Genomic DNA, 17,900 nt, shown 5'->3' with positions numbered 1-17,900 from the left:
ATGTCTGATTTAAGCGCGGCCCGGCTTGGCGATCCTTTAGTACACAGCTCTTTACTGGCCGATTTTGCCAGCGGGCTGGTGGAAGGAGCTATATATGGCGGCATTCTGGTTGGCGCAGGTCTGCTATTCGCCGCCAACCCGGTGGCCGGGATTGCCGTAGGGGCCGCCGCGATGGTAGGTGCGATGGCGCTGGGCTTTCCCGAAATCTTCGGGAATAAAGCGGGTGAGGCGGTGGACGGGCTACTCGATATGCTGGGCATGCGGGGACCGCCGGACGCGCTGATTACCAGTGGTTCTGATAACGTCTTTATTAAGGGTAAACCAGCCGCACGTGCAGCGGGCACGGTCAGCCATGCCTGGCTGAACTCTCCGTCTGCGGGCAGTGAAGATGAGCCGGGGTTCGTGGACATTGCAGTGGCGATGGTCGCTGCGATTGCGTCTGCCGTCAGCCATCCCGGCCAGACCGCCAGCGCGATGCTGGACAGCGTCAGCCATATCAGTGGAGACGCGGTTAAGCACTGGCTGGGCAATATGTGGAACGAAATGGTGCAGCCCGTAGTGGCCAGCGCCAGTCCGTACGCCACACCCGCGGATCAGGATACCGTTGCCTGTAAGAAAGGACACCTGGTAGAGGGTAAGAATTTTCTCGCCGAGGGTTCAAAAAAAGTTCTGATTAACGGCCATCCAGCGGCCCGCAATGGAGACCGCAGCACCTGCGAAGCAAAAATCGAAGTCAGGGGCAACCCACGCGTGCAAATTGGGGGTGACAGCGTGGTGGTGCAGGATATCCGCAGCGGTAAAAATATACTGGCGTATTTTATCGGCGGTGTGGTGGGCGGTGTCGTTGGCAAAGTGGGGGCAGAGCTGGTTAAAGCGCTGTTCTCCAGATATATGATCCGCCGCGCCCTGCGCCAAATAGCCTGTACACTTGCCGGGGAGGCGTCCAGTCAGGTTGGAGGGGCAGTGGCGGCAGGTGCGATTGCTGCTGTTGCCATGCAAAGCTCCCACCCGGTAAATTACGCAACGGGTGCAAAGATTCTGGCCGGGCAGGAGGACCTGGATTTTGTGCTGGAAGGTCGTATCCCGCTTTACTGGCAGCGTATCTACCACAGCCGCAATCTGACAACCGGTCTGCTTGGCACAGGCTGGATGCTGCCGTTTGAAACACGACTGATCCGCTTCAGGCATGAAAATGGCTCCATGCAGTTTATCTGGCGTGATATGACGGGCCAGGATTTGGGGCTGGGCGACGTCTCGCCGGGCGATGTTATCCGTTTTGATGAAGAGGGGTTCACGCTTTACTGCACGCTGCAGGGCGTAATCATTATGCAGACGGCGCAGGGTGAGTTTCATCTTTACGAGCCGGATCCACAGCACGAAGGTGAATGGCGTATTGGACGCATTTACGATCGGCATGAAAACGCTCAGCACTTCCACTGGAATGAAGCAGGACAGCTGGACGCCATTACCAGTGATAACGGGGCGCTGGACGTCAGACTGAGCTATGAGCCGATAAATGGTCGCCTCGCCGCGATTCATCAGCAGGTGTCAGAGAAGCTTCTGCCGCTGGTACGCTACAGCTATAACCCGCAGGGTCAGCTGGTGGCGGTTTATGACGCCGATGATATTGAAACCCGCCGTTTCAGCTGGGATCGCGCGAGTGATTTGATGGCCTCCCACAGTTATGCCACCGGGCTTACCGTGGTGTATCAGTGGCAGCCTTCAGTCGATCCACGCTACTGGCGGGTATCTGAGTTTCAGGTACTGGATGAAACCGAAAGATGTCTTGAGCACTGGCTGATCGACGCGGATGAACAGGATCGCAGTGCAACTGTCACCTGTTTTTCGGGCGGTACCACACATCATCGCTGGGATGAACTCTGCAGGATAACGGACTATACCGACAGCTACGGCGCACACTGGTCCTATCGCTGGGCAGAACAGGGTGAGCTGCTGATAGCGACCTGTGCGCCAGGTAACCGGATTTGGGAATACGGTTATGATGAGCGTGCGAACCTGACGATGGTGCGGGATCCGCTGGGCAGAACGACCCTTACTCTGTGGCATCCCTCCTATGCTGTGCCTGTAAAGCAGGTACAGCCAGACGGCGCAGCATGGGATTACCAGTATAACGCGCTGGGTGATGTGGTTCAGATAACCGACCCGCTGGGTGGCGTTACCTGCTTTACCTGGAGTGTACAGGGGGATTTACTAACCCGTACTGATGCCCTGGAAAACGTTCATCGCTTTTGGTGGAACGAACGGGGTCAGATTGAGCGCGAAGAGGACTGCTCCGGAAACCAGAGTTACCGCACCTATGATGATGCCGGCATGCTGCACAGCAGCTGTGATGCGGAGGGCAACACCACGCGTTATCGGTGGAGTATGGCCGGACGACTGCGGTGCCTTATCCGCCCGGACGGCCGTGAGACAGAATATGAGTACGATCGCGCCGGGATGCTGACGGGCGAAAACATAGATGGTTTTTCTGAACGTAAAGTGACCCGCAACGCGCGCGGGCAAATTACCTGTGAAATCGATCCAGCCGGTCATCAGGTGCGTTACCAGTACGACAGATTCGGCCGTCTGATTGTGCTGACCAATCAAAACAATGACCGCTGGCAGTTTGAATATGACAACAGCCAGCATCTGCTGGCGCAGACGGACTACGCGGGGCGGCGAAAGACATACCGCTACGACGCGCTGGGACAGATTGCTGAAATTGCGCAGTATCCGCTGAATACGGATGGCCGGGAGCGAGTACCGCAGATCCTGCAATTTGAGTACGACAGGGTAAATCGCCTGACGGCCAAAATGACTGAGCAGCACCGCACGGAATATCACTACCGTTCCGGCAGGGTGGAAGTCAGGAAAATGCCGCTTGAGAAATGGCGTCAGGCCCGGGCAGAAGGGACGGAGGTCAGCGATGCGGAGATTCTGCTATTCACCAGCGATGCCGCCGGCAATCTGGTCAGCGAGCAGAACGATGGTGGGCTGTTTTCGCATGAGTACGACGCGCTCGGCAATCTCAGCAGCAGCACGCTACCGGATGGACGTACCCTCGGCTATTTACGTTATGGTACCGGTCATCTACTGCAAATGGATCTGACGCATAATGGCAGAAGGTTTGATATTGCAGGCTATCAGCGCGACCGGCTTCACCGTGAAACCGGCCGGACGCAGGGGCCGCTGATCCAGCAGACCGGGTACGATCCGGCAGGACGCATTGTGATGCGGCGCAGCCATTTTGAGGACGGTTCTGGGGCGGTATTTGAGCGCCGCTACGGCTGGGATCGACTGGATCAGGTTATCCAGCAGCGGGTGATGGACAGCGCCACACAGCAGAACGAGTGGGCGCAGGCGCAGCAGCGATCCGGCTATGATGCGGTAGGCCAGATTACGCACAATGTGCGTACATTCAGGGAAGAGCATTTTCACTGGGATGCGGCCGGTAACCAGACGGACAGACCCGGACAGACAGTCTGGCAGAACCTGCTCCAGAGGCTGAGAGGGGCACGCTGGCGCTACGATGGTTTTGGGCGACTAATCTGGCGTAAGCCCGTGAATGAGGATGTGGAGCAGTCCTTCAGCTATGACGATGAGGATCGCGTGGCTGAAGTGCGCTTCACAGGCCATAAAGCCTACAGCCGCGTTGAATATCGTTACGATCCGCTGGGCAGAAGAACGCAGAAAATCCTCCACCATCATAATAAGGCTGCGGAAACCGTCACTTTTCTGTGGAGCGGGCTGCGGATGGTGGGCGAAAGCAGCAGCGCCGCGCCGGAGCGTGACACGCAGTACCAGTACAGCGAAGGAAGCTGGGAGCCGATTGCCCGGGTTGATACCCTCGGTGAACAGTCGGATATTTTCTGGTACCACACGGAGCTGAACGGGCTGCCGGAGCGGATGACCAACGATCGTGGCGAAGTGGTGTGGCGCGGGCGCTTCTCGACGTGGGGGATAACGGAGCAGGAAAGCACCACAGGGTATCAGTCAGTCCAGCAGAACCTGCGCTTTCAGGGACAGTATCTGGACCGTGAAACCGGACTGCACTACAATCTGTTCCGGTATTACGATCCTGAGGGTGGACGGTTTACACAGCTGGACCCTATTGGGTTGGCGGGTGGGCTGAATACTTATGCCTATGTGGTAGATCCTTTAACATTTGTGGATGCACTGGGCTGGAAAGGTTGTAATGTGCGTGAAGGCGATGGTTTAACTCATGACATTGAGCTTGTACTAACGCATAAAGAATATAATCAGGCGTTTGGTCATATTAAAGATGTCATTATAAGTGAGCAAAAAGATATATTTACGATACAGCGCACAACAGCAGCGGCCAATAGATCTGCATCTCTTAAAGGCATACCTACTTTAAAAGGGTATGACAGAGACGAATTCCCAATGGCGATGTTCAAAGAGGGTGGAAAAGGTGCAAGCATACGGTATATAGATCCAAGCGATAATCGTGGTGCTGGTTCGTCTATTGCTAATGCTTTGAAGCCATTCCCTGATGGGACTAAAGTCAAAATTGTTGTCGAATAAATAAGAGGGGCAAATGAAATTCATAAGTATCCTTAATGATATTGAAAGTAAGAATAACTCAATTAAGTTTAAGGTTGGAGGTATTTCATACAAAAATAAAAAAACCGATAAGGCGATTATCGAATCTTTAACCAGGCTTGCTTTTATTTTCTACGTATTTGACGATATGAGAAATGCAGAGCTGGTTACTGATAAGCTAGCTTCAATTCCATTTGAAAATGATTATGATTATTGGACATGGATAGAGTATGCAATATCACTTCGTGCAGAAATTTCGCAACTTGATGGAGATTTAGGTAAATTTAATAATTCCATAAAAAAAATAACAGATGTCTTAGGTTCTGGCGAGGGATTGCAAAAAAAGATAAGAAACAATGTACATAATCGTTTTATGGCTGGTGAAGGTATTGAGCTCGATGAATCAGTTCTATCTGGAAAAAAAGAGAGTTTTACCGATGTTTTTGATTTTAGGTTGATATACTTAATGAAGTTAATGAAAATAAAAGTGATGGGTGGTTCGAAGGAGTATTCTACAAAGTTAGCGGAAGATAATATTATAAATAATGTTGCGGAAATGAAGTCACTTTTTTTTAATATGGGCGAGCCTTTGGATGAAATACGTCCTTTTAAATGAAGTCTTACGATGTATTTTGAGTTTTTTTTAGTGTATTTGAGTAATGCAATGAAAAAATAGAGTATGTCTTTCTGTGAACAGAATGAGTGAGAAAAATTAACGGTTTATTTGAGCTGGGAGATATCCCATTCATTATAGTATTAATTTAGTCGTCATAATGAGAAGCGGGTTCCAAAAATACGCTTTGAACGACAGCCGAAGTTCAGCCGGGTAGACCTGTCGGTATGACTCGCTGAGTCCCCGTACTCAAAAAATCCAGCATCGGCATGGCAAATAAACGGAAATCGTCACTTTTCTGTGGAGCGGGCTGCGGATGGTGGGCGAAAGCAGCAGCGCCGCGCCGGAGCGTGACACGCAGTACCTGTACAGCGAAGGAAGCTGGGAGCCGATTGCCCGGGTTGATACCCTCGGTGAACAGTCGGATATTTTCTGGTACCACACGGAGCTGAACGGGCTGCCGGAGCGGATGACCAACGATCGTGGCGAAGTGGTTTGGCGCGGGCGCTTCTCGACGTGGGGGATAACGGAGCAGGAAAGCACCACAGGGTATCAGTCAGTCCAGCAGAACCTGCGCTTTCAGGGACAGTATCTGGACCGTGAAACCGGACTGCACTACAATCTGTTCCGGTATTACGATCCTGTGGGTGGACGGTTTACACAGCTGGACCCTATTGGGTTGGCGGGTGGGCTAAATCTTTATCAGTATGCGCCGAATCCGCTGGGGTGGATTGATGCGCTGGGGCTGACGAGATGTAAGCCCGGAACTGCCTCGGGAAAAGGCAGTAATATTGAAGGGAAATGGTTAAGAGGTACTCATGGTAATGCTGGCTTATTCCCATCATCAATAGCTGATAAATTACGTGGCAGACAATTTAAATCTTTTGACGACTTCAGAGAAAATTTCTGGAAAGAGGTAGGAAATGATTCCCACCTTTCTCAGCAATTTAGCCGTTCAAATATTACCAGGATGAAAGATGGCAAAGCACCAATAGCTCACGATACTCAATGGAATGGGAAAAACAAATCCTATGTTCTTCATCATCGGACGCCTATTCAACATGGAGGCGGTGTCTATGATGTTGATAATATTATTGTTGTTACCCCAAGATATCACCTTGATGTGTTAGATAGGGCTTATCATTTTTGAGGTTGAATATGCAAAGAAAAGAGCTTATCGAGTTAATTGAGAAAATACAGCGCAGTGAAGGTACTGAGGAAGAAGCTGATAATGATATTGACTTGCTTTGTAGTAGCGTTGTTGATCCTCAGGCTGCAAATTATATCTTCCAGGAAGATCTTAGCGCTGAAGAAATAGCCGATAAAATAATGGACTATAAACCGATCACATTATAAAAATAAAGCATGAAGCGATCATCAAGATCCTTCCGGCTTTTTACTTTCAGCCGCCAGTCTGCTGCTCCACGGTGAGGATCAGCCGGCCTTCATCGATCCTCACCGTTACTGGACAGCCGGTCTCAAATCCCGCCTCCCTGAGCCAGTCACCCTTCAGATGGAGACTGGGGCTGCGCGAATAGTACGTGGCGGTAATATCCCGGCGGCTCTCATGATAACTTAATTTCAGGAATATAAGAGGAATATATGTATTCTGGAATGGCTGTGTATAATACTGAGAATATAGACGCAAAAACTGCATGCGAACTAGGTGAGAAGCTACTTATCGATATTGGCATGCCTATTACTGGTGCCGGATATTATAAGATGTTAAAAAATGGTGATCATCTAAATAACTGCGCTTAATACCGCTTCACTTTCGTTAGCCCGTGTTTGTTGCCAGGGAAAGGTGAAGCGACTTCCATAAATTGTCTGACATTATTCAATAATTGCCACATTGTTTTGCAGCGATGATTGCGCGTGACGGTTTCGTGCAAGGCCAACCATAAGAGCTCTATTTTGTTTATCCACGGAGAGTAAATTGGCTGATAAATAACAATAAATTTCGGATTATCCTTCAACCATTTCAACGTTTTTTTGCTCTTGTGAATGATGTAATTATCAACGATTAGCGTAATTGTTTTTGCACTGCGGTATGTGCTTTTCAACTTACGTAACATATTGATAAATAAACCTGAGTTCTTACTTGTCCCGCTGACGTAGTCCACCCGGCCTGTTCCCGCATGAAGGGCTCCTGCAAGGTAATGCTTTTCATTTTTTCCCGGCGTAGGTATACGTTTTTGCTGCCCTTTTTTCTGCCAGTCAGCGCCGATTTTGGGATTCAAATCGATATCCACTTCATCCTCGTAAAAGACCGGATGGTCAGCGCAGTTTTTTTCTAATGCTTCATCAATCGCTGCCAGTTTTTCCTCTTTGTGAGGATCGCGAATATGCAGTGTCGGAGCCGCTCTTCGCCAGACAATTCCCGCCCCGGGTAACCAACGGCGAACTAAGCCAGGATGCAACGTTGAGTTAAATAACTTATTAAGTTCAATCGTTAACATCTCAGTGCTCCACCGTGACCGCAGATACCCGAAGTCCTGAGGAGAGCGCTGAATCAGTAAATCAAGCATGCGCAACATCGCTTCCACTGGTCACTTTTTTTGACGTCCGGCCGGAAGACTTTTTAGACCTTCGATACCAAATAATGTGAACCAGTTAATCCAGCGACCGACAGAGGAACGCGCTGCACACAGGGTTTTAGCGACATAACTGAGCGATTCACCACGATGCAACATCAGCATGGCCATAAGGCGTCTGGAATGGTTTTTATCTGTTGTTTTATGGACAATTTTTTCCATCTGGCGTCTTTCATTATTGGGTATCGGTGCTATGATCGGCATAACTCAGTCCGGTTGTGATGATTTGTGATGTTTGGCGATTGATCAGATCGCTCAAACCGGATTGAGTTCCCTTCAGTGATCTATTATTAAGCGCAGTTATTTAGATGAGCTTTATAATCTTGGGTGAGTAATATTAAATCAAGCCTTAAAAAGCTGATATAAGTAATTAGAACCACCTGACTGTATCAGAGGTTATCTGGCATAACCTGTTACAACGTCTTAAGGGCGCACGCTGGTCTTACGATGGCTTTGGCCGGATGATCTGGCGCAAGAGCGGCCCGGATGCCACAGAACAGCGGTTCAGTTATGACGATGAGCAGCGGGTGTCAGAGGTACGCTTTGAACTACATCCTTAGTTCAGCCGGGTGGAGTATCGTTACGATCCGCTGGGCAGAAGAACGCAGAAAATCCTCCACCATCATAATAAGGCTGCGGAAACCGTCACTTTTCTGTGGACCGGGTTGCGGATGGTGGGCGAAAGCAGCAGCGCCGCGCCGGAGCGTGACACGCAGTACCAGTACAGCGAAGGAAGCTGGGAGCCGATTGCCCGGGTTGATACCCTCGGTGAACAGTCGGATATTTTCTGGTACCACACGGAGCTGAACGGGCTGCCGGAGCGGATGACCAACGATCGTGGCGAAGTGGTGTGGCGCGGGCGCTTCTCGACGTGGGGGATAACGGAGCAGGAAAGCACCACAGGGTATCAGTCAGTCCAGCAGAACCTGCGCTTTCAGGGACAGTATCTGGACCGTGAAACCGGACTGCACTACAATCTGTTCCGGTATTACGATCCTGAGGGTGGACGGTTTACACAGCTGGACCCTATTGGGTTGGCGGGTGGGCTGAATACTTATGCCTATGTGCCTGACCCGATGGTTTGGGTGGATCCGCTGGGATTGAGTGGTTGCTCCACCACCTTGGGGAAAAATATGATGGAGTCAATGGGACTGCCGCGTTCAACAACATGGAAAGGGTATCAAGCTCATCATATTATACCAAAAGAATTGGCTAATCATCCGGCACTTAAAAAGATTAATTATTATATTGATGATGCGTCTAATGGGATATTCCTTCGTAAGGCTGATGATGCAACAAGTACAATGGCAAGACATCAAGGTAATCACCATGGTTACACTGATGCAGTTAGAGATGCATTAGATAGAATTGATTTGAGACAGTCGGTAAATGATATATCTAAGCAAGTATCAGCCATTCAGCGTACTGCCAGTCGTGGGATGATGGATGGCATCCCTATAAGATCGAAGGATATGTATAACGCTGATATTTTTGGTCGGGATGTGGGGCAGGTTGGCAGGCAGCGAGTATATAATTTGTGGTCAGATATATTTAGGTGATAATATGAATATTCAAAAAGATTTCTACATGGAACCAATCGTCTTTATCAATGATGCTAGTTTTTTATCAGGTACGGGTGAATCAATGGGAGCTTTTGATTTAATCATTGATCCCAGTGAAGCTAAAAGATTGCTTTTTGAGCAGAACTTACCCGCACCTTATGCATGTTGGAATGACTTTTTTTCTGCATTAGTATCTAATATAATGCTTGATAAAGATTATAATAATTCTCAGAAAGATATTCTTGCTAACTCTAAGGGCTTGAAAGGCGATGCACTTAAAGAAAATATACGCAAACGTAAAGCGTTTTTACTTCGTAAAAAAAATGGGTTGTCTGAAAACAAATTTTATGATGATTTTGTGAATGATGTGAGTGATGAGGCTATTTATATGTTAAATATGGTAGCTACTCAGAGGTACCTGTACGGACTTGAGGATAACTCTGTGCTGGAAGAAATTTTTAAAATATATAAAAAAGGTTGTTTGCCATGTGGATTCAATAGAGATGAAAATATACTGGCGGTATTCAACCCAATTAGTTTGAAGTAAGGGTTTTAATTAATAAAGCAATCAAATATGCTGTGGCTTTTGCGGCGGCATATAGGTGAAAGATAAGTGAGAAAATAATTTTCTGGACCAACGTATCCAAAAATTTGGCATCGGCATAGTTAAGAGTAGGGGGCCATCTCATAACTGTAGAGCAGTCTACGGCTTAATAGCTGTGCCTAATATCGAAACACTTAGCCACATCATGATGACCGTGAGGAAAGGGGGTGAACGTGCCCGTGGGTGGTGATTTTTTTTATGCATTTGGTACATGGAACAGCAATGATGTTTCCGAGTAACTGTTACGTATAATAACTGCCGGAGGCGTTCAACAAAATTGCCCCAAAGCGTGTAAAACTGCTGGTGATTCCCTCTGATTTTTGGCTTATTTCAGCTAACACAGCATTGCACGACCCCTGTGAATGATTTTTTACCGATCGTGAGCGTGATACTTTTTGTCCGCAATTATGTCGCTTTCATATGCTATAAAGGCATTATATATATAATGCTAAACTCTTACTAATTTATCGCGAGCAGTTGACCCTAACGGTGCCACTATGCATAGCGCCAGTCAGATAATACTTTTCATTCTGGTTGGGTAGAGTTTAACACTTATAATTACGTTAACAACCCGATGAAATTGGCGGACCCATACGAGTTAGCTGCATGCCCAATATGTTAGGTTAAGGGGGGGGGTTATATTCGGTAAGTACAAAAAGGATAGAACCACTGGTCACGATCCCTCTCGGAAATTATAGCTGATAAGCATTTTATTTGTGGTAAGTCCAAAGGGCTGAATTGAAATATCTTATATGCCATTTGCTAATGGAAAGGGTATGTTCGGACGGCGATCTGATATTATGGCTATTGATCTGAATGTCAGAGTTCATAGTCTAAAATTGACATCTAAAAAGATGTGGGTAAAAAAATCCCAACACTTACTAGCCGTGATTATACTGCAATGAGTAAATTACCAATGAAGAAGAAAGGGGATGTTATTTTTCTTGAATATCTATACAATGCGCGAGATATTACGTCAGCGTTAGATAACTTAACCCCAGGCACCTAAGGGACATATATGAGTTAGGAAGTGACGGTATATAACACCAAGAATATAGACTCAAAAACTACGTTTTTACCAAGTGAGAAAGTCTTTATCGGATCTAACATTCCTATTAGTAATGCAGGATATTATAAGATAATAAAAAATGATGTTCATTCTGGCGATCACGATATGATAAGAATATCACTTACTAAATTATACAAAAAATAAACACTTAGACTTTTGCTTTTAGAGTGTATCCTGAGCAGGAAGCTGCGCGGATGTAGCATGCCTCTTCATGTTATATGTCTAATGATTTCGGTGGATTCAATTATATTAATGTAAAAAGCCCCCGTTTAGTTGATGAGTCTGATCTTATAGTTGAATTTCTAAATTCACTTTTTGATAAGATGTCAAATTTATATTTATTAAGGGGTTTTCGTGGCAAAACTATCGAAGAATTCTATTAATCCAGTAGTGGTAATATGCTTGATCTTAATCAATATGAAAGCGTGTATTTTTTAAAAGAGGGCGGATGGGTAGGTAGGGTAAAAGGCTGGGATCTTTTTAAAAAAATTATACCAGGGGTATTGTATCAGGTTAGTATTAATAATAATCATCATCTCTGTAATATTATCGTGAGTGTTTAGTTAAAAGCGTTAGTTTCGAGTCGTGCAAAGCATTCTTGCATTGAGTAAAAGCATTTACATAACCCCAGTTATTTATTTGAAGAATTAAATGGCTGTTTAAAATAAATATCAATTTTATTATACTGTGAAGGATTAAGAGTAATGATTAAATATTTATTTCAAAATTCATACTTTGTGGTATTAATGAGTAAATTTGACTTTTTAATAAAAATCTTTCCGTGAAATTGATTATGACATTTCGCAACGCTGTGGATGCCGCCTTGCATCCTCAACAGCGCAATTCTGTTTGGTGCCTATAACATGGCCACAGCCACAGCCACAGCCACAGCCATCTGAGCAATTTATTATTTATCGGTATTTAATCAGCCAGTAAATTTTCCCTATAAATTACTCTTTCCCTTATCAACTAACTATTATATCCCGTTACCCATACCCAGCGTGAATTTCTACTCATTAGCCGCTGGTTGGTTTCTTCTGGTGATGGTTAACGTAGTCCACAAGCCAGCTTTGCCTCTAACCATCTTCAATTGAGGCCGGCTATAAGGGTAGATGATATTTTTGTTAAGAACCGGAAAAGAAACACTGGATTTTCCATATGAATTATCCCGGGCAAGAGACTACTCTCTGAATATTCCCCCCACTATTGCTGAACATGAATTCTTTAACTAATTTTTTATTTTTTTCAGGAGGTATCAGGTAGTATGGATTTTTTCATAATATTTATTTTCGTCTTTCTTGTTGGTTTTTATACAGGCCGTAAGTCGGGAAGAAAAAAACCACCCGTCGTGCATAGTAATGCTAATTTCCCTTCAACATATCCCCCTCTGTCCCGGCCCTATACACCACCTAAAAAATTCAGACGCTCACGGTGGGAGGACAGGGATGAATTATTTTGGAATATGCTTAGGGAGGGGGTTTATTTAAAGCGAAAAAGAAGTGGTTTCTTGTTAAGTGAAGTGGAGAACATTTACCGTGAGCAACTTGAAGAGTGGTTTGGACAGTATTGCTATATTAATAGCCAGGTATCTTTGGGACAGCTGATTGATTTCCCTGAGCAGTCAGGTTTTTCAGAAGAGGAACGCAAGCGGTTTTTCTCTATTTTCAATGGAATGGCAATGGATTATGTATTGGTTTCAAAAAAAACTAACCGGATTGTATGTGTTATTGAACTGAATGATGCTTCGCATAATGAAGCTGGCAGAATTGAAAGGGATAAAAAGCTGGAGGCGCTGATGTCGACCTGCACAATACCTTTTATGCCGGTAAACATTCGGGATATACACAGAGAACCAAATATCTGGGAAGTAAGAGCTAATACATTAGCGGGATCTACCTGAATACGCATTGATAACATTCCTTTGATTTTTCGGCGCATCAGCGTCGATCGTGCAGGCGTATGGCTGCTGGATCCGCAAAGCTAATCACTACCGCGCCCGCGCACCACTGGCGGGCGTGGCCAGTCAGGGAAATCACTATGTTTGATCGTATCACCGTACAGCTGCCCGTCGCGGGCCTGCTGTTCTGGAAACTGAGCGGCAGAGAAGCTCTCTCGCACGCCTTTGAGATAACCGTGGAGCTGCTGAGCACCGATGCGCGCATTGAGCGCAAGGCGCTGCTCGGCCAGCCGCTTACCGTCTCCATCCCCACCCGGGGGCTGACGGGCGGCACCCGCTATCTGAATGGCAAAATCACCCGCATGGCGGTCAGCAGCACCGAGCTGAGCGGCACCCGCTACGCGGTCTACCGCCTGACCATGGAGCCGGACCTGTGGCCGATGAAGCGCGACCGCAACCTGCGTATCTTCCAGAACCAGACCGCGCCGGAGAGCATCAAAACGCTGCTGCGCGAGTACGGTGTGAACGTCGAGGACCGGCTGACCGGCAGCTACCGGGTGTGGGAGTACAGCGTTCAGTATCAGGAGAGCAGCTTTAATTTTATCAGCCGCCTGATGGAGCTGGAGGGCATTTACTACTTCTTCCGCCACGAAGCGGACAAACATACCCTGGTGCTGATGGACAGCGCGCAGCAGCACCAGCCGTTTGCGGGCTACGGGGCCATTCCCTATCACGTCACGCCCTCCGGGGGCAGCACCAGTGAGGAGGGGATCAGCCAGTGGAGCCTGGAGGATAAGGTGACGCCGGGGCTGTACAGCATCGACGACTACGACTTCCGCAAGCCAAACGCGTGGATGTTCCAGGCGCGGCAGAACCCGGCCTCGCCGTCGCCGGGGCAGATAGACGTCTACGACTGGCCGGGACACTTTGTGGACCACGACCACGGCGAGTTCTACGCCCGCATCCGTCAGGAGGGGTGGCAGGTGGAGCACCAGCAGATCGCCGCCTGCGGCACCGCGCTGGGGCTGGCGCCGGGCAACACCTTCACCCTGCTGAACGCGCCCTTCTTCAGCGACAACGGCGAATACCTGACCACCGAAGCGATCTACACCTTTGAAGAGAACCGCTACGCCAGCGGCGACGACAGCAGCACCACCCACAGCATTGCGGTGCAGGTGATCCCGTCGGACATCACCTTCCGCGCCGAACCGCGCACGCCGTGGCCGCGCACCCATGGCCCGCAGACCGCGAAGGTGGTGGGGCCGCAGGGCGAGTCGATCTGGACCGATAAATATGGCCGCATCAAGGTGAAATTCCACTGGGACCGGCTGGCGAAAGGGGACGACACCAGCTCCTGCTGGGTGCGCGTCTCCAGCGCCTGGGCGGGACAGGGCTTCGGCGGGGTGCAGATCCCGCGGGTGGGCGACGAGGTGGTGATCGACTTTATCAACGGGGATCCGGACAGGCCGATTGTCACGGGCCGGGTGTACAACGAAGCGAGCATGCCGCCGTGGGCGCTGCCTGCGGCTGCGACGCAGATGGGTTTTTTGAGCCGGAGTAAGGATGGCTCGCCGGACAACGCCAACGCCCTGCGCTTCGAGGATAAAGCGGGGGAGGAGCAGGTGTGGATCCAGGCGCAGAAGAATATGGATACCCAGGTGAAGAACGATGCTTCTCATAGCGTGGGGCAGAATCACTCTCACTATGTGGGGCGGGATGAATCGCACCGGGTGGAAGCGAACCGGACGCATAGCGTAAAAGTGAATGAAACCCTTCTGACCGGGAGCAAAAAAGAAGATGCGGTGGTGGAAGAATACGTTCTGGCGTCAGGGACTAAGTTACGCTTAGAATGCGGTGAGAGCGCTATTGAGCTGACGGCGGCGGGGCAGATCAATATGATCGGGAAAGGATTCAATATCTTTGTTAATGGTTCGGGCTATATCAACACCAGCGGCGGCAAGCTGAACCTGAATGACGGCACGGGAGCAGCCACTGTGGCACCCGGCGCTGGACACAAAGGGTATATCAAAAGCGCGGTGGAGGCGCAGTTCCCGGCAAAAAAGGGGAGTGAGGCGGTAGCGCCGTCTCCAAATCCGGCACAAGAGCATCAGGGTGCAACTAAAACGCCTGAAACGATGTTGACCCCTTTTGGCAAAGACGTAGACAATCTGGTCAATAAATCTCCAACTCTCAGCAAAGATCTTGAGACGCTTGATAAACAGAAATGGTCAATAAAAGAAGGTGCTGCCGGTAAGGGAACATTCGCCGATAGAAATAATAAAGTTATCAAGATCGACAGCAATAAAATTTCAAATCCTGAAAATGTTGTGCAGTCATTGTCTCATGAAACAGGTCATGCACTTTATACTCCCCGAACCGATCTCTCTTCGCGAGATGCTTACTTAAATAGTGCATTGAGTGACGAAGGAGCGGCCACATTAAAGAACATCGAAGTACAAAGGGAAATTCTGAAGAACGGAGGTAATGACATTGGCATAGCAGGAAACACTTCTAATCAGGCAAGCTACAATGAAATCTATGATCAGTTATCGGATAAGACCATCAGCAGAGTTACGGCAGAAGAGAAGATTGGAAGAATTTTTGGGAAAGGGGAAGTGACATCCACAACCAAAGAAAGTTATGAGGACTATTATGGAGGGTGGTATGATAAGAATTATCCGTCAAAGTAAGATGGTTTATGCAGCGTTTTTATGTATTTCATTCGTTAATGTGGCCTGGGGAGGGAATATGAAACATGTCAATTTTTGGACATTTGTTGATAACATGAAGGTTAACTTAATTAAAACTCAGGATGAGATAATGCGTTCCTTCAGTAATCCCTTATTACTTGAACATGAGACGGCACATACGCGTTTTTTCATCGGCGGGGGTTTTCCCCTACAAGATGGGATAAAAATTGATAGCGTAGATCTCAGAGTCAGTAAAGATACAGCGCCTACACCTGCTTTTCTCTCTTTTGAGGTCTCGGGAAAATGCATATCCAGAGAAGATGTGCATAAAAAGTATAAGGGATTAGTATTATCAGGCATGCCAACTGGCCGTTCTCTGGAAGAAACGACAAGTTTTTCATCTAATCCTGATGAAAAGGGGTTATTTGTAACTTTTAGCTTTTCTGAAGCGAAGCCTGACTGCCTTAAAAGAGTGATATTTGACTCTAAATAGACTAGTAATTTATAAATAAAATTTCAAAGAACGCCAGCAATGATCGATGCTACCTTTTCCCCCATAACATCACTGATTGCTCAAAAGTCATCATAAAATAAAACTGGTTTTTCCACTCTGCCCCTGCTGTCCGGCTTAGCCAGTCTCTATGCCAGTGCTGAGGGGCCATTTTCTGGTAGCTGGGAGGGCCAGAATTTGGCGGCGAATGGCGCCTTATTATCAACGCTGACCCTGAATATCCAGCTTTAGCTAAGGTACTAAAAACAACAGGGGTTGATTTATCATCAAGGAGTGCCGCAGTTCAGGATGCAGTATGGTCAACTTCGGTACAGCATGGTGGGGCGCCAAAGATCCTGGCAGACACTATTAACGATATAAAGTCGAAAACAAACGTGGATAGTCGCGACTTTGATCAGAAATTTATTTCTCAACCCTATAAAAACAGAACTGACTATGTAAATAATTTATCTTCCCTGGATGCCAATGGTAAGGCAGATTTGGCGGGAAGATATGTTAGTGAACAAAGTCGTGCGTTGGACATGTTATCCGGTGGGAAATGATATGAAATCGATTCACGAAGCATAGAAAACGGAGAGTAGTGAATTTTGGGTAAGAAGAGGTTTTTACCCGGCACATATTAAGCTTTCATTGACTTATCATAAATAAGACATATGCTCTGGTTCTGATTGTGATGAATCCATTCTAGCCCTTTAATAAATGTGAGTGAAACGCGATGGGATAGTGGCACCCATTTTTACTAAAGTAAAGTATATTTCAATATGCGCCTGCAATTATCGATGTTATATTTTTCCCCAATAACATAAATGATTACTTGAAGGTAATTATAAAATAAAAATGCTTTTTTCCTCCGAAGTGGTCAAAGCTCATCTTTACCTTAAAAAAAGCATGATATGGAAGCTTATTAAGGCACCTCAGCAGGAGAATGCTGTCGCCCCTGTCAGCTACGCGCTAAAACTGCATGAAAGCAATTAGGGGAAGTCACGAAAGATAGTCACTCCCAGCTTAATTATCACCATAATGAATAAATGTGGTAAATTTCTAGCCCCTGTAATTGCCTCTCCTGCCTCGCAATAAAGGAAAAAGACAATAGCGTCATGGCGCTGGAAAGGAAAAACACCCAGCATGATAATAAAGTAAGTGGTGCTATTTTTACGCAGGATAATATTACCTCTCCGGTTTCTTTTCACACGCCAGATATACGCGTAAGCCAGGGCAGTAAAGTTCAGGTTTAATAAAAAGGTGCGTGGATAGCAGACCAAAGACTATTTATTAACTGATAACCGTTGGCAATAAAAGCGCAATAAATATTTATTGCGCACCCTCATTATTTTTAAAGCGGACAATACCTATGCAATATCATCTGAATGAAGGATCTTTCTCGCTGCATGCCAGCGACTGGCTGGACAACAGTATGAACGTGCTGCGGGATGAGGCAAATGGCATCTCTGTGATCGTCAGCCGTGGGCCCGTTCCTGACGAAAGCGATTTTGAAAGGGAATTCCATCAGCAGTGGGATCGTATGCGCGCGCAGATGACCAGTCTGGTGCAGTCTGACTTTCGCCGGGTTAGCGTGGGGAGCGAGGGAAATATTCGCGGCGTGGAGGTGACCAGCCACTTTGAACGCAATGGCCAGCAACTTTACCAGCACCAGCTCGCCCTCCAGGCAAAGAACAATAATACGCTGATGGTCTTCACCTACTCTGCGCTGCGGCCTTTTACAGCAGAGGATGATATCCGCTGGAATACGCTGAAAAATACCCTGTCACTTACCCCTCCAGGACAGGATGCCTGAGT

The 17,900-nt window shown here is 47.5% G+C and carries 12 protein-coding genes and 1 pseudogene; 11 read left to right on the top strand and 2 right to left on the bottom strand.

Translation table 11 applies throughout. The annotated features are described in order from the left end of the window. The 4 genes from AC4PCC_RS18350 (at position 1) to AC4PCC_RS18335 (ending at position 6,532) form a co-directional block, all read left to right on the top strand. Entirely contained in the window at positions 1-4,545 is a 4,545-nt protein-coding gene (locus tag AC4PCC_RS18350) for an RHS repeat-associated core domain-containing protein (protein ID WP_492125477.1), read from the top strand. Positions 4,546-4,558: 13 nt separating this feature from the next. After that, positions 4,559-5,179, top strand: coding sequence for a DUF6707 family protein (locus AC4PCC_RS18345; protein ID WP_492125476.1), 621 nt, complete (start codon positions 4,559-4,561; stop codon positions 5,177-5,179). Between the two features lie 313 nt (positions 5,180-5,492). Next, positions 5,493-6,326, top strand: coding sequence for a pyocin-S2/colicin E7-DNase domain-containing protein (locus tag AC4PCC_RS18340; RefSeq protein ID WP_492125475.1), 834 nt, complete (start codon positions 5,493-5,495; stop codon positions 6,324-6,326). Positions 6,327-6,334: 8 nt separating this feature from the next. Beyond that, positions 6,335-6,532, top strand: coding sequence for a hypothetical protein (locus tag AC4PCC_RS18335; protein WP_067710477.1), 198 nt, complete (start codon positions 6,335-6,337; stop codon positions 6,530-6,532). A gap of 46 nt (positions 6,533-6,578) precedes the next feature. On the opposite strand, the gene AC4PCC_RS18330 is transcribed toward AC4PCC_RS18335, so the two are convergent. Beyond that, positions 6,579-6,833, bottom strand: coding sequence for a SymE family type I addiction module toxin (locus AC4PCC_RS18330; protein WP_492125474.1), 255 nt, complete (start codon positions 6,831-6,833; stop codon positions 6,579-6,581). 100 nt (positions 6,834-6,933) lie between these two features. Beyond that, a pseudogene (locus tag AC4PCC_RS18325) lies at positions 6,934-7,974 on the bottom strand (IS630 family transposase). Between the two features lie 365 nt (positions 7,975-8,339). Between AC4PCC_RS18325 and AC4PCC_RS18320 the strand changes: the two are divergent. From AC4PCC_RS18320 to AC4PCC_RS18290, 7 genes are all read left to right on the top strand, one after another. Continuing rightward, positions 8,340-9,329, top strand: coding sequence for an RHS repeat-associated core domain-containing protein (locus AC4PCC_RS18320; protein WP_492125473.1), 990 nt, complete (start codon positions 8,340-8,342; stop codon positions 9,327-9,329). A 4-nt stretch (positions 9,330-9,333) separates the two neighbouring features. Continuing rightward, complete coding sequence (locus AC4PCC_RS18315; RefSeq protein WP_492125472.1) at positions 9,334-9,879, top strand: hypothetical protein; 546 nt, start codon at positions 9,334-9,336, stop codon at positions 9,877-9,879. A 2,390-nt stretch (positions 9,880-12,269) separates the two neighbouring features. Next, positions 12,270-12,905, top strand: coding sequence for a DUF2726 domain-containing protein (locus AC4PCC_RS18310; protein WP_492125471.1), 636 nt, complete (start codon positions 12,270-12,272; stop codon positions 12,903-12,905). A 137-nt stretch (positions 12,906-13,042) separates the two neighbouring features. Further along, on the top strand, positions 13,043-15,592 hold the full coding sequence (locus AC4PCC_RS18305; RefSeq protein WP_492125470.1) for a type VI secretion system Vgr family protein: 2,550 nt from the start codon (positions 13,043-13,045) through the stop codon (positions 15,590-15,592). Then, positions 15,567-16,085 carry a hypothetical protein gene (locus tag AC4PCC_RS18300; protein ID WP_492125469.1) on the top strand — a complete coding sequence of 173 codons (519 nt, stop codon included), beginning with the start codon at positions 15,567-15,569 and terminating at the stop codon, positions 16,083-16,085. Before AC4PCC_RS18305 ends, AC4PCC_RS18300 begins: the two co-directional genes overlap by 26 nt. Before the next feature lie 179 nt (positions 16,086-16,264). Next, on the top strand, positions 16,265-16,645 hold the full coding sequence (locus tag AC4PCC_RS18295) for a VgrG-related protein (protein WP_492127566.1): 381 nt from the start codon (positions 16,265-16,267) through the stop codon (positions 16,643-16,645). An 809-nt stretch (positions 16,646-17,454) separates the two neighbouring features. Next, a complete protein-coding gene (locus tag AC4PCC_RS18290; RefSeq protein WP_067710485.1) occupies positions 17,455-17,898 on the top strand; it encodes a DcrB-related protein in 444 nt (147 codons plus the stop codon). Positions 17,899-17,900 lie beyond the last annotated feature (2 nt).

Source organism: Erwinia sp. L03-1, from assembly GCF_058686115.1.
Note: the sequence above shows the minus strand (reverse complement) of the source record. Positions and strands in the feature narration are given on the sequence as shown.

Coding starts and splice junctions, on each gene's coding strand:
- AC4PCC_RS18290 (WP_067710485.1), top strand. CDS start 17,455: ATGCAATATCATCTGAATGAAGGATCTTTCTCGCTGCATGCCAGCGAC.
- AC4PCC_RS18340 (WP_492125475.1), top strand. CDS start 5,493: ATGGTGGGCGAAAGCAGCAGCGCCGCGCCGGAGCGTGACACGCAGTAC.
- AC4PCC_RS18305 (WP_492125470.1), top strand. CDS start 13,043: ATGTTTGATCGTATCACCGTACAGCTGCCCGTCGCGGGCCTGCTGTTC.
- AC4PCC_RS18335 (WP_067710477.1), top strand. CDS start 6,335: ATGCAAAGAAAAGAGCTTATCGAGTTAATTGAGAAAATACAGCGCAGT.
- AC4PCC_RS18345 (WP_492125476.1), top strand. CDS start 4,559: ATGAAATTCATAAGTATCCTTAATGATATTGAAAGTAAGAATAACTCA.
- AC4PCC_RS18330 (WP_492125474.1), bottom strand. CDS start 6,833: ATGCAGTTTTTGCGTCTATATTCTCAGTATTATACACAGCCATTCCAG.
- AC4PCC_RS18350 (WP_492125477.1), top strand. CDS start 1: ATGTCTGATTTAAGCGCGGCCCGGCTTGGCGATCCTTTAGTACACAGC.
- AC4PCC_RS18310 (WP_492125471.1), top strand. CDS start 12,270: ATGGATTTTTTCATAATATTTATTTTCGTCTTTCTTGTTGGTTTTTAT.
- AC4PCC_RS18315 (WP_492125472.1), top strand. CDS start 9,334: ATGAATATTCAAAAAGATTTCTACATGGAACCAATCGTCTTTATCAAT.
- AC4PCC_RS18300 (WP_492125469.1), top strand. CDS start 15,567: ATGATAAGAATTATCCGTCAAAGTAAGATGGTTTATGCAGCGTTTTTA.